Raw genomic sequence first — 12,395 nt, forward strand, 5'->3', positions numbered from 1 at the left:
TGTATGGTAAAAAGGAAGCCCCAACTACCAAAGACCGAAGGTCAGCTCGGCGCGCCATCGCAGATGAACAATCATGAACGCTTTCAATCGAATGAAACATGAAGCAGCACAGCTGAGCAAGGAGGTCGAGGCGCCAAGGCGTGCGGAGCAGAATGTACGGAGTACATGAGCACCGTAAGCGATGTGGGCAACAAAGAGATTCGCCGCTCAACTGTGCTGCGTTGGAGCATCGATGGTAGTTGAGGGTGCCTCCTGTGAAAGTAGAACGTTGCTTGGCAACAACGAACCGCTGCAACTTACTGATATAAATGTCAAAGTTACTAATACATTCTCAAGGTATAATTGAAGTTGCAAATGAATAATTGTTATGTTAAGATAGTATGCGTTATAAATTTAATAATAAACCTCAAGTTTGATTGGGGTAGAGGTCGCGATATTTAAAAGTACACTAATGGAAATGGCAAGCATTGATGAAATTAGTGGAAAGGAAATATTGCCGAAGTGTGAAGGAACTTGTAACCTTCATACTGGGGCTGCATTCGAAAGGAGCAGAACTGTCACGTTTGTTGAGGCAACGTGTTGAGCTATCAAAGAAAAAACTAAGGATGAATGTAGCCATCACAGTGTCTTGTGATGGTATTTTTTTGTCTTAAAATTAGGAAGGAAGCTATACAGTGAGTAATATTAAAATTAATCAGCTCGGTAATAAGCCACCGAAGCTACAAAAAGCATTAAAAAGTCGTCATATTACAATGATTTCTTTAGGAGGAACAATTGGTACAGGACTGTTTTTAGCCAGTGGAGGTGCAATTGCACAGGCTGGTCCTGGAGGTGCGTTGTTGGCCTATGCCTTGATTGGAATTATGGTGTATTTTTTAATGACGAGTTTAGGAGAAATGGCTGCTTATATGCCAACATCAGGCTCTTTTAGTACGTATGCAAGTAAATTTGTTGATCCAGCATTAGGGTTTGCACTAGGGTGGAATTATTGGTATAACTGGGCAATTACAATTGCAGCAGAAATTGCTGCTGTATCCTTGATTATGAAATATTGGTTCCCTAATAGTTCATCAGCTATTTGGACAGTATTATTCATCGTGATTGTACTCAGCTTTAATCTTTTATCTGTGAAAAGCTATGGAGAAAGTGAGTACTGGTTTGCGATGATTAAAGTGGCAACGGTTATTGTCTTTATTATCATCAGCTTCTTAATGATTTTTGGTATTTTAGGAGGGCAGGCACCTGTTGGTTTTACTAATTTTTTTATTAATGATGGACCGTTTCATGGTGGTTTCCTTGCTACTTTTGGTATTTTTCTTGCAGCAGGGTTCTCGTTCCAAGGTACAGAGTTACTTGGTGTAACAGCAGGTGAGACGGATAATCCAGGGAAAAATATTCCGAGGGCTGTTAAATCTGTGTTTTGGCGAATTATATTATTCTATATTTTAGCGATAGCAGCGATTGGGTTGTTGATTCCCTTTACGGATGAACGTTTATTGTCTGAGGATATTGCGGTATCGCCATTTACTTTAGTGTTTGACCGTTTAGGGATTGCTGTAGCGGCGTCTTTGATGAATGCGATTATTTTGACAGCGATGTTATCAGCGGGTAATTCAGGGCTTTATGCGGCATCTCGTATGCTTTGGCAGCTAGCTGTAGAAGGAAAAGCGCCGAAGGTTTTCATGAAGCTAAGTCGCAGAGGGATTCCAATTTATGCATTGATTGCAACATTAGCTGTTGGTAGTTTAGCCTTTTTAGCTTCCTTCTTTGGTGATGGAGTCGTATATATTTGGTTATTGAATGCTTCAGGGATGTCAGGATTTATTGCTTGGTTGGGCATTGCTTATAGCCATTATCGCTTCCGACGTGCATTCGTTGTACAAGGTATGGATTTATCCATACTGCCTTATAAGGCAAATTGGTACCCATTTGGTCCATTATTTGCACTGACAGTTTGTTTAATTGTTGTGCTTGGCCAAAATTACACAGCATTTATGGGGAACGAAATCGATTGGTATGGCATTCTTGTATCATATATTGGGATTCCGTTGTTTGTGTTATTATGGGCAGGGTATAAAATTAAATATAAAACAAAGCTTCTTCGGTTGGATGAGTGTGATTTAAAGGTGGAGAAATAGAAATGCTGGGCACAGGCCCAGCATTTTTCATAGAATTATTTTGAAATAGCTTTAGAGGTATCTTGTGTTATATAAGTAGTCATCTTTTCTATGGAGAGTTATTTTATCTGTATCGAAAGCGGAGCTATATCAGGAAGCCCCCATAATGCTTTATTGGATTGATTTTTTCAACCAATATGTTGCTTCAGTATAGTCTTGTGCGACGCCAAGTCCTTTTTTGTAAAGCATGCCTAGTTGGAATTGAGCTTTTATGTGACCGTTTAAAGCAGCTCGTCGATACCATTTGGCTGCTTCAGCATAGTCGTGTGTGACGCCCTCACCTTTCATATACATTTGTGCTAGCTGGTATTGTGCTTTCGGGTAGCCTTTAGAGGCAGAGAGTACAATCCATTTAGCAGCTTCTGTATAATCAATGTCAACCCCTAAGCCTTTGTCGAAAATATTGCCTAATTTATATTGGGCTAGCATATGACCTTGTTCAGCAGCTAAGCGATAGCAATGACGGGCTTCGTCATAGTTTTTCTCGACACCAAGTCCTTGTTCATATAGTAATCCTAGCTCATATTCTGCTTGAATATGGTGTTGCTCGGCTGCGGCTTGTAGCCAATTAAGTGCCTCTGTATAGGATTGATTATGCAAATTACGAATGCCTATTTCAAATTGTGCGTCAGCATTTCCGCGTACTGCGGCACGTTTTAACCATTTCATAATAAGTGGGTTTTCGCTATCGATTTTTTGGTAGAGCATAGCTAAGTCATAACAGGCACTAACATGCTCGTTAGCTGCTGCTTTTGAGAGCCAGTCAATTGCTTGCTTGTCGTTGTTTTGTAGCTTGTACATCAGCCCAAGTGTATACTGAGCATTTGTATGATTTGCGTTCGCTGCAAGTAGTAGCCAATTAAGTGCCTCATCAATGTTTTTTTCGACACCATTGCCTGTTCGGTATAACAATGCGAGTTGGAACTGTGCATTTGTATGGCTTTGTAGGGCTGCACTTAAAAACCATTTGGCCGCCTCTTTAAAGTTAGTAGCAACACCACGACCCTTGCTGTACATATAGCCTAAATTGTATTGGGCGCTTGCATCGCCTGCCATAGCAGCTTTGGAAAATAGGTTGACTGCCTGTTGGAAATTTTGCTCTACACCTGTGCCATTATGATATAAGAAGCCTAAATTATTGAGCGCGCTTGTATTGTCTTGATTTACAGCTAGCTGATACCATCTAGCAGCCTCGATATAATTTTGTTCGACGCCTTTTCCATGATTATAAAGTGATCCTAAGTTGTATTGTGCATCGGCATTCCCATTTTGAGCGGCTAGCTCATAAAGTTCTGCAGCACGTTGATAATTTTGCTGTATGCCGAGCCCTAATTCGTACAGTACGCCTAACGCATATTGTGCATCAGCTTCATTTTGTGCAGCTGCTAAGGAATACCACTTTACAGCCTCTTCATAGTTTTGAGTCACGCCTTTTCCATGATTATAAAGAACGCCCAGGTTGTATTGAGCGCTGGCATCACCAGCAGTAGCAGCTACTAAAAACCATCGAGTCATTGCTTCAAAGTTCTCGTTAGAATCTTCGCTATTTTGTTTAAGATGAACAGCGGAGAAGGCTAACCCTTCTCCTTCCTTTAGTTCGCTTAAATACCATCCACAAATATCTATTATATAATCCAAAACAATTTGAGCTGTTTTTGCATCAATTTTTGAATTTGCTTGTGTCGTTGTCATCTGATGGGCGAGATTCATTAATAAATAAATACGGCTCGGCTGAATTTTGGATATAAACGTTTTATTTTTTAATAAAGTGCGTAGTGCAATATGTGCAACTGGCTGCCGCATCTTTTTTTCGTACACATCCTTTACAATGATACTTAGCGCTTCATTTGAATGCTGTAAAGAGCGCGGTGGGTAATCATTCACATTTGTAGCAGCTTGCTGCAACGCTAATATGAGGGGCTGATGTGTGCTTGGAATGGCACTTAAAGTAGATGAAAGCTCTTCAAATTTATACACGCTAATCACTCCTTCTTTTATTTTTTATCGGGCAGAAAGCACAATAGTGTTGAAACTTTTTTTCAGGCGATTCGTAGATATAGACAAGTACTACATTTGGGCTACAAACTTGCAGGGGCTTTGTAGTACTTTTTCTTTTAAATATGAGGAGGCTAGCTATGAGTAAATTCCAATTAGAAGAAATGATTGCTGGTAAGGACAAGTATTTTTCTAATGATAAATTTTTAACAAAGGTAAAGGCAACGGGTTTGAAGCTAGGTATGTCAACAATGCATGCCGCGAGCACATTATTTTTTGCTGTGAAAAGCCCTGATATGTCAAAGGCGAATAAATTGATTATTTTAGGGGCACTTGGCTATTTTATTTTACCTTTTGATGTAATTGCAGATATTTTACCATTCGTTGGTTTGACAGATGATGTTTTTGTAATTACAGCCGCTTTAGCAAAGGTCTATTCATCCATTACGGATGATACGAAGCAAGAGGCACACCAGTTTTTGAAAAAGACATTTGGTGAACATTATGACTATTCAGCGGATGAATTAAAATAAAAGGAGCTGCAGGAAGGTTCGTATTTTACACGACCTTCTGAGCAGCTCCTTTTCTCATTGATAGGTAGGAAGGTAAGACCATCCCAATTAATACGAGAGCAATACCAACAAATTGCAGGATGGATAGCGCTTCTTTCAGTACAAACATGGAGGCTAAAATAGCTACAGGTAACTCCATAGCGCTTAAAATAGAAGCAAGACCACCGCCTACTTTTGGTACGGCAATGGAAAATAATAAAATTGGCAAAATAATGCCGAATATACCGAGGGCTAAGCCAAATTTCCAAAGACCCGCTCCGAATAATTGACCATTCCATAAAATTTCAGGTGTTAATGCAAAAATGATTACAATAAGTGCCACAAGTGATACAAGGAAAGTACGTGAAATCATTGTGACTCCTTCAACTTGACGTGAGTTTACTTGAATAAATAGTGCGAAGCTTAAAGCGGATAGTAAACCAAGCACCCATCCTTGCCAAGCAATCGTTGATAAATCGACGTCAACAACACCAGCTGCCAAAATAGTTCCGATGATTAAAAAAATAAGTGAAATCGCTTCAGCGCGGCTTGGTAGTCGCTTTTTTAAGGCGCAATCAATAAACAAACCTATCCATGTAAATTGGAATAGCATAACGACAGCGAGTGACGCTGGCAAATAGTTCAAGGATTGTCCATAAATAGAGCCGGTTATAGCAGTCAATATCCCAGCGAGTGTTAAGAAAATAACACCCGATTTATTGAGCTTCGGCAAAGAACGTTGTGTAGCGATAAACAGCACAAGTGCAAGGAAAAAGCCAACCATATATTGTGCTGTAACCGCCTCGGCCGCAGTGAAGCCATGCTGCATAGCTACTTTAATAATTGTCGATAAAACACCATAGCTACTTGATGCAATGACAATCATTAAAGGAAAAATTAAATTTCTCATAGAGCCTTAACCATATGGTGGAAGGGCTCATCGATAATTGTCCATGGCTCTGTAATAGTGAAGCCAAGTCGTTCATATAAAGCGCGTGCTTTGTCTTTTTCCAGTTCCACATTGAGGGAGAGCTTTGTATAACCTTTTGCAATTGCTTGCTCCTTCGCAAATTGTAATAGCTTTGTACCAATGCCTAAACCGCGTGCATGTGGTGTGACGCATACCGTATCGATGTAAAACTCATCATCATGTGCCTCAGCATCAATAATTGTAGAGGCATTTTTCGCTTGCAACCAAGCTGCTAAATTGGCATCCAGCTCTTTTGCTGTTAATCCATCGTATAAAACTGCAATGCCAAGAAGTGTATCCTCTTGTTTTGCAACATATGTGTATAAGTAGCTGTGACGGTTGTCTGTACGTTTAATAAGCTCTGTTAGTGTAGCTAATACGGCTTGTTCCTCCGTTTCTCCAGTTAAACGATGTGCAATATCACCAATTGCATCATAAATTAATGGTGCGATATGTGCAGCATCTTTTACCTGTGCTTGTTGAATTAAAATTTCCATTGTATTCGCTTCCTTTCTCATCTATATAGAAGTATATCAAAGTTACCTGTGATTTCTAGTTATCGAAATACTTTAACACTTTATGATAGCTATGTTTTCATGGTAATCTAAAGTAAGCAAAATGTCGGAGGTTAGAAGGTTGGCAAATAAAGATTTTATTCTTATTTATGGGGATTCGTTTGTTGATTACATTGCAGATGATACAACGAATACAACATTCACAAAATATTTAGGTGGCGCAACGATTAATGTGGCAGCAGGAATTAGCCGTATCGGTGCACCGTCCGCGTTAATTACGATTACAGGTGATGATGAAACATCTGAATTCGTTCGCAATGAAATTATAAATGAGGGTGTTAATTTGGATTATGCCGTATATGTGCCAGAAAAGCGTGTGAGTGGCGTGTATGTGCATTTAACATCTAATGGCGAGCGTATTTTTAAGGATTATATAGATGAAACACCCGATTTGCAAGTAACGGGAGAGCAGCTACAGCTAGAAGCATTTAAGCGTGCCTCTATTTTTAATGTTTGCTCAGGTACGATGTTTCACCCAACAGCACTGGCGACGACTGTGGCGGCCGTAGAGCTAGCAAAGGAGCATGGTGCAATTATTGCAATCGATGCAAATATTCGTCCATTGCGCTGGCAAAGTGAAGCAATTTGTCGCGCTACAGTGACCCGCTTTTTTGAGGATGCGGATATTTTAAAGCTGACGGATGAGGAGCTATTTTTCTTAACGGAAACAGAAACGATTGAGGATGGTATTGAAGCACTTGATTCTTTACTTGTGCCAATTATTTTAATTACAGTTGGGGCAGAGGGTTCTTATGCCATATTAAATGGTGAAACGATTCATGTGCCCGCAGAAAAGGTGACAGCAGTTGATACAACAGGTGCTGGTGATGCGTTTATGGCAGGAGTATTGCGCTATGTGCATTATTATGGTTTGCCTACAACCCTAGAGGAAATCACTGAATGTGTTGCTTTTGGTAATAAATTAGGTGCATTAGCAGCAACCAAACCAGGTGCATTAACAGCGTTACCACAATATGAGGAAATCAAAAATTTACTATAGTGGAGGCTGACAATGAGCTACGATGAATTAGTGAAAGGGCGTATTTTCTTTGGTGGTGTAGCAGATGCCAAGGGTGCTGTTGAAGCAGAAAATATTGATATCGTCTATGATGTTCGTATGAATGCTGTACAGGACGGAGAAGTGCCAACATGTCCAATTATGTGTTCTCCAATTGTTGAACAGGATTTAGCTGGAAGCATTAAGGCGGGCGCAACAGGTATTAAAGAAACGTATGAGGCTGGAAAAAATATTTATATTCATTGCGGTAGTGGCAATGGCAGAGCAAGCGTGATGGCGACAGCCGTACTAGTAGAGCTTGGGCTAGCGAATGATTTGGAGAGTGCAGAGCAGCTTGTAAAGGAAATGCGACAAACTGTAAATATTCGTCCAAATATGCGCGAGGCATTGGAGAAGTTGTATAAATAGTAAGAGAGACATACGTATGTCAAATTGCTAACTAAAACTGATAACTACTGTTCTGTTGGAATTTTTTAGTTAATATTTTAGCTAAGACGGCTCCTTTTCTTCAGAGGTAACTATGTAACATGACATACGGTATATTGAGCCAGTTAACCTTTGTTTTTAGTCTCTCTTGTATTGTTGAAGGAGTGGCGGAAAATTTCTTCTGAATGGGTTTTGGCTGTTTTTCATGGTCAATTTTAGAGCGCTGTATTTAAAAGGCACACATTATTTTTAGGTCTATACATGAAGAGTGGATAAATGTGTTAAATGGAGGCCGAGATAGTTCAATTGCTATCTCGGTCTTTCCTGTTCAAAAATTACTTATGACGGATTATTTGATTTTAATAAAACAATTATATTATTGAAAGAAAATAATATAAAGTAGATTAATGCTATGTTTATAGAAAAATAAAGTATATTGAAATCTATTTGAGTAATATTGCTTGAGTTAAATAAGGAAAATGCTGTAGGTAACTCTTTATCGCCTATATATCTCACAAATTGAAAGGGCGCTCCAAAGTTATTAGATTGAAAAGATACTAGAAATATTGAGACAAGAGTAATAAGAATACTCGCCCATAATAATTTTTTCTTATTTGTAAAATGCATTTCTTAACCTCCAATTTTAAAATTATATATATCATACCAAAAAAATGAAAAAATGTATTTGTGCATTACAGGTTTCGATGTAGTGTTATTCCAATTAAAGTGAATGTATTGTATGATGAGTAACTCTAAAGTTGAAATAGAGGACAAAGGTTTTTAGGTTTTAGAAGTATCTATAAATGGATTTACTATTGATACAAAGCTACCATGAACTCATAAAATTTATTCTAATTAAAGTGGAATACCAGACATTCATGTAAACAAGGGTGTCTGGTATTTTTGTATTTTCAATCACGATATTTCAAAATCCGAAAATGAAGACTATAATATATCATAATTATATAGAGTAAGGAGGAACTAAATGTCTACGAACTCGGATCGTTTTATAACTGCATTTAATCGGATTGATCATACATTGCGTGAAATTGCTGATGTAAAAGAGTTTATGCCCTTTTATCGTCTGCTTGACAGAGCACGTAGAAAAAATCCACTTGTACAAAAATATGAAGATGATTTACGTGCATATGCAGATTTGCGCAATGCCATTGTGCATCATCGGACATCAATTGAATTTGTTATAGCCGAGCCACATATACAGGTTGTTGAAGAAATCGAGGCAATTGACACGGCATTGGCGAAGCCGAAGCTGGTTGGACAACTATTTCGTAAACGTGTAACCATGTTTCAGACAACAGATTCACTTACATATATGCTGAAAATTATTCGTAAGCGCAAATATACGCAATTTCCTGTATATACAGGACAACAATTTCAAGGGTTGATTACGACGGTTGGTATAACGAATTGGCTTGCTACATCTATGGGAAAAGAAAATTGGTCAAAACATGTGACTTTGCAGGATATTTTATTTCATGAAAAAAAGCTTAAAAATTATAAGTTTATTAGCAAGTCCATGACGATTTATGAGGCGGAGGAAATCTTCAAAGAAGGGGTGGAGCGCGGGCAACGTTATGAAGCGCTCCTGATTACAGAGCATGGTCGCCCGCACCAAAAGCTAATTGGTATGGTGACGCCTATTGATATTATGAAAGTAGATTAAGCATTTTCTTTTAAGCTTACATAAAGAGAGTGGTCTTCTAATACTTGTGCAAAAAGAACATGCTCGACCGCATCAATCTTTTTATTGCGAAGCTTTCTTAGTAACCATTCTTCCGTTAAATCGAGCTGACGTAAGTTATGATGGATAATATGTCCGTTGGAAATAACCCCTGTTGGCATACAGAGTGGAGGGGTTAAATTAGCCTGTGTATCCTTTTTAGTCGCACCAGTAAAGGATGGCTTTTTCATGACACTGAGCTCCCCATTTGTTTCAAAAATGGCGTAGGCAACTTCATTGATGGAAAAAATACTTTGTTCACGTAACAACATCATTAATTCATCTAAATGAAGTCGGGCTTTTTTTAATTCTTTTTCAGAAATCACACCATTTTGGATAAGGATAATAGGCTTATCATCAACAATTACACGTACCTTTGAGGATCTTAAAGCAATAGCGCTCAGTAAAATGGTTAAAATGGACCACCAAATAAGGGAAATCATACCGTCCCAAAAAGGAGTCTCTTTTTGAGAGGATATTTCACCTGCGATAGAGCCAAAGGTGATGCCTGTTGTATAGTGGAAAAACGTTAATTGGCTCAATTGCTTTTTGCCGATAATTCTAGCTAAAATGAGCAGGGCAATAAAAGTAACCGTTGTGCGGAACATCATTTCCCAAAAATTAATCTCGCCTAAGTCCATGTGTATCACTCCTTAGTACATAGCATGAGCGAAAAGTATGTATGCTATACAAGCATAGAAAGCGTGAATTTATGAATACAACTGAAAAATATAACCAACCTATTTATGCAATGATGGTTGCAATTGGTGTTTGCCATTTAATTAACGATACAATGCAGTCTGTTGTACCTGCGATGTTTCCACTTTTAGTGGATGGTTTAGGGTTAACGTTTACACAATTAGGGTTGATTTCCTTTGTGTTGAATATGTTTGCTTCCGTTTTACAGCCTGTTGTCGGGTTTATTACAGATAAAAAGCCGATGCCATACGCTTTACCAATCGGTATGATTAGCTCCTTTATCGGTGTAGCGATGCTTATTTTAGCGCATAGCTACTGGGTGATTTTAGTAGCTGTTTTGTTTTTAGGACTTGGTTCAGCCATCTTCCACCCTGAAGGTTCACGTGTGTCTTATATGACTGCTGGAACGAAGCGCGGCTTGGCACAGTCAATTTATCAAGTAGGAGGCAACTCTGGGCAAGCATTAGCACCATTGATTAGCGCTTTTATTCTGTTACCATTTGGTATGAAGGGGGCTTCCATTGTGTTAGCCTTATCTGCAATTGGTATTGCGATGCTGACAAAAATTGCAGGCTGGTATAAGGCACAGCTAGAGGAAGAGAAGTTATCAAAGGTCAAGCGTCAGTTGATTTCATCTCTACCACCATTGACGAAGAAGCAAGTCACAATGGCGTTGGCATTATTGCTTATTATTATTTTTGCGCGCTCCTTTTATACGACAAATATGACGAGCTTTTATATATTTTACTTAGTGGAAGAGTATGGATTAACGATTCCAGTTGGACAAGTTTTTATTTTTATCTTTATGGCTTGCGGTGTTGTCGGGACATTTTTAGGAGGTCCTTTGTCCGATCGAATTGGACGTAAAAATGTGATTGTGCTATCAGTTGTCGTACCAATACCATTTTGCTTAGTGCTACCATATGTACCATTATGGCTTGTGCTTGTGTTGTTAATCGTGATTGGTACGCTGCTTATGATTAGCTTCTCTGTAATGGTTGTTTATGCACAGGAGCTTGTGCCAACTAAAATTGGCACGATGGCAGGACTAACGGTAGGTCTATCATTTGGCATGGGGGCAATTGGTGCGGTTGCAACAGGTAAGCTAATGGATTTATACGGCATTGCACCGACAATTATAGCTGTCTCTTGCTTATCTGTCTTGTTGCTTGTGGCGTTTTTCTTGCCGAAGGATAAAGCGATGAATGTTGCTATATAAATCGTTTTCAATATAGGAAAAATACTGTTCGTTAATGCGGGGATAAATAGAGGAGATATTAATATATTGGATAAACATCTTCAAAGTGTTAAGGAGAAAGAAAACACTAAGAGGCTACCTAAAAAGTTAAAATCACTTCTGAACAATAAGGAATTGAGTTTGAAAATTGAAACGAAGGCTTTAAAGTACTTAATAACAAAACAACAAATGGCTGTCTGAAAAGAGGCGCGCTAGCCTGCTTTTTAGACAGCCCTATTGTGTTTAACGAGTTAATGATGGTCTGCATTCTAATGGAATGACATGAGGGTTTGTTACTACCCCTTCGACGATGTCCAATTCATTCATTTTGCGCTCATAAGTGAATTTGAAAATGCCATTGTCGAAATCAGTGCCAATCTCCTTGAAGAAAATTCCTTCAATAGAGGCGAATTTTGGACAAGTGAAGGCTACTTTATATTCTTCGTTGTCACGAATTAAGTAAGCGCGAACACCCTTTTCGTAAATATCAAATGATTCATCCTCTGTTGGACGTTTTACAGCGACGATATGGAAATCAACAAATGGAATCTCACGCAATAAGACGTTTAAGAAGGAACCTTTTGTGATTTCCTCCCAGCGGCTTTGCGCGCTTTGCCCTACAATAATTTGTGTAATATTGTGTTGCATAGCTACTTCGGTAATAACTTTGTGGATTGGTAGTCTTTCGTTATCACGGATAATAAATTCTTCAACTTCTAATTCATTCGTCAATTGCTGCCAATGCTCAATGTAACCTGATTTTTCTGCATCGAAGGCGTCGATTGGCTTGGCATCAACTGTTAAAACATATAGAGGACAGTCAAGTAATGTCGCGAGCTTATGTCCTCGACGGATTAGACGTTCACCATTAAGTCCGTAATACACACAAACTAAAATACTTTCGTCCATTCTGCTTTTAACATGCTTCATGATGATTTTGCACCTCTTTATTATATTTGTAAACACGACACTCAAGTCATCCATTTTGAAAAACCTAGTATCCATT

At 38.7% G+C, this 12,395-nt stretch carries 11 protein-coding genes and 1 riboswitch; of the genes, 6 read left to right on the forward strand and 5 right to left on the reverse strand.

Translation table 11 applies throughout. The features are described 5' to 3' along the window. Positions 1 to 414 precede the first annotated feature (414 nt). Positions 415 to 595, forward strand: a riboswitch (Lysine riboswitch). A gap of 79 nt (positions 596 to 674) precedes the next feature. Further along, positions 675 to 2,138, forward strand: coding sequence for an amino acid permease (locus C9J34_RS03170; RefSeq protein ID WP_107838410.1), 1,464 nt, complete (start codon positions 675 to 677; stop codon positions 2,136 to 2,138). A gap of 150 nt (positions 2,139 to 2,288) precedes the next feature. Here the strand turns inward: C9J34_RS03170 and C9J34_RS03175 are convergent, their stop codons facing one another. Then, a complete protein-coding gene (locus C9J34_RS03175) occupies positions 2,289 to 4,154 on the reverse strand; it encodes a tetratricopeptide repeat protein (protein WP_107838411.1) in 1,866 nt (621 codons plus the stop codon). A gap of 158 nt (positions 4,155 to 4,312) precedes the next feature. On the opposite strand from C9J34_RS03175, the gene C9J34_RS03180 reads away from it, so the two are divergent. Then, positions 4,313 to 4,705 carry a YkvA family protein gene (locus tag C9J34_RS03180; RefSeq protein ID WP_107838412.1) on the forward strand — a complete coding sequence of 131 codons (393 nt, stop codon included), beginning with the start codon at positions 4,313 to 4,315 and terminating at the stop codon, positions 4,703 to 4,705. Positions 4,706 to 4,730: 25 nt separating this feature from the next. Here C9J34_RS03180 and C9J34_RS03185 read toward each other — a convergent pair whose 3' ends face one another. Then, positions 4,731 to 5,633, reverse strand: coding sequence for an EamA family transporter (locus C9J34_RS03185; RefSeq protein WP_107838413.1), 903 nt, complete (start codon positions 5,631 to 5,633; stop codon positions 4,731 to 4,733). Beyond that, positions 5,630 to 6,190 (reverse strand): GNAT family N-acetyltransferase, encoded by a 561-nt coding sequence (locus C9J34_RS03190; protein ID WP_107838414.1) that lies wholly within the window; start codon positions 6,188 to 6,190, stop codon positions 5,630 to 5,632. Before C9J34_RS03190 ends, C9J34_RS03185 begins: the two co-directional genes overlap by 4 nt. Before the next feature lie 139 nt (positions 6,191 to 6,329). Here C9J34_RS03190 and C9J34_RS03195 point away from each other — a divergent pair, with 139 nt between their 5' ends. The 3 genes from C9J34_RS03195 (at position 6,330) to C9J34_RS03210 (ending at position 9,396) form a co-directional block, all read left to right on the forward strand. Beyond that, entirely contained in the window at positions 6,330 to 7,268 is a 939-nt protein-coding gene (locus C9J34_RS03195) for a carbohydrate kinase family protein (protein ID WP_420799112.1), read from the forward strand. A 12-nt stretch (positions 7,269 to 7,280) separates the two neighbouring features. Beyond that, on the forward strand, positions 7,281 to 7,694 hold the full coding sequence (locus C9J34_RS03200; protein ID WP_238600547.1) for a protein-tyrosine phosphatase family protein: 414 nt from the start codon (positions 7,281 to 7,283) through the stop codon (positions 7,692 to 7,694). A 1,003-nt stretch (positions 7,695 to 8,697) separates the two neighbouring features. Then, a complete protein-coding gene (locus tag C9J34_RS03210) occupies positions 8,698 to 9,396 on the forward strand; it encodes a CBS domain-containing protein (protein ID WP_107838418.1) in 699 nt (232 codons plus the stop codon). On the opposite strand, the gene C9J34_RS03215 is transcribed toward C9J34_RS03210, so the two are convergent. Further along, complete coding sequence (locus C9J34_RS03215; protein ID WP_238600548.1) at positions 9,393 to 10,094, reverse strand: YetF domain-containing protein; 702 nt, start codon at positions 10,092 to 10,094, stop codon at positions 9,393 to 9,395. The genes C9J34_RS03210 and C9J34_RS03215 overlap by 4 nt on opposite strands. A gap of 71 nt (positions 10,095 to 10,165) precedes the next feature. Here C9J34_RS03215 and C9J34_RS03220 point away from each other — a divergent pair, with 71 nt between their 5' ends. Beyond that, positions 10,166 to 11,371 (forward strand): MFS transporter, encoded by a 1,206-nt coding sequence (locus C9J34_RS03220; protein WP_107838477.1) that lies wholly within the window; start codon positions 10,166 to 10,168, stop codon positions 11,369 to 11,371. Positions 11,372 to 11,632: 261 nt separating this feature from the next. Here C9J34_RS03220 and C9J34_RS03225 read toward each other — a convergent pair whose 3' ends face one another. Further along, a complete protein-coding gene (locus C9J34_RS03225; RefSeq protein ID WP_107838419.1) occupies positions 11,633 to 12,319 on the reverse strand; it encodes an adenine nucleotide alpha hydrolase family protein in 687 nt (228 codons plus the stop codon). Positions 12,320 to 12,395 lie beyond the last annotated feature (76 nt).

Source organism: Metasolibacillus meyeri, from assembly GCF_003049505.1.
GTDB lineage: Bacteria > Bacillota > Bacilli > Bacillales_A > Planococcaceae > Metasolibacillus > Metasolibacillus meyeri.

Excerpts from the sequence above, each read along its gene's own strand:
- C9J34_RS03225 (WP_107838419.1), bottom strand. The coding sequence starts at position 12,319 with ATGAAGCATGTTAAAAGCAGAATGGACGAAAGTATTTTAGTTTGTGTG.
- C9J34_RS03180 (WP_107838412.1), top strand. The coding sequence starts at position 4,313 with ATGAGTAAATTCCAATTAGAAGAAATGATTGCTGGTAAGGACAAGTAT.
- C9J34_RS03190 (WP_107838414.1), bottom strand. The coding sequence starts at position 6,190 with ATGGAAATTTTAATTCAACAAGCACAGGTAAAAGATGCTGCACATATC.
- C9J34_RS03220 (WP_107838477.1), top strand. The coding sequence starts at position 10,166 with ATGAATACAACTGAAAAATATAACCAACCTATTTATGCAATGATGGTT.
- C9J34_RS03200 (WP_238600547.1), top strand. The coding sequence starts at position 7,281 with ATGAGCTACGATGAATTAGTGAAAGGGCGTATTTTCTTTGGTGGTGTA.
- C9J34_RS03215 (WP_238600548.1), bottom strand. The coding sequence starts at position 10,094 with ATGGACTTAGGCGAGATTAATTTTTGGGAAATGATGTTCCGCACAACG.
- C9J34_RS03210 (WP_107838418.1), top strand. The coding sequence starts at position 8,698 with ATGTCTACGAACTCGGATCGTTTTATAACTGCATTTAATCGGATTGAT.
- C9J34_RS03185 (WP_107838413.1), bottom strand. The coding sequence starts at position 5,633 with ATGAGAAATTTAATTTTTCCTTTAATGATTGTCATTGCATCAAGTAGC.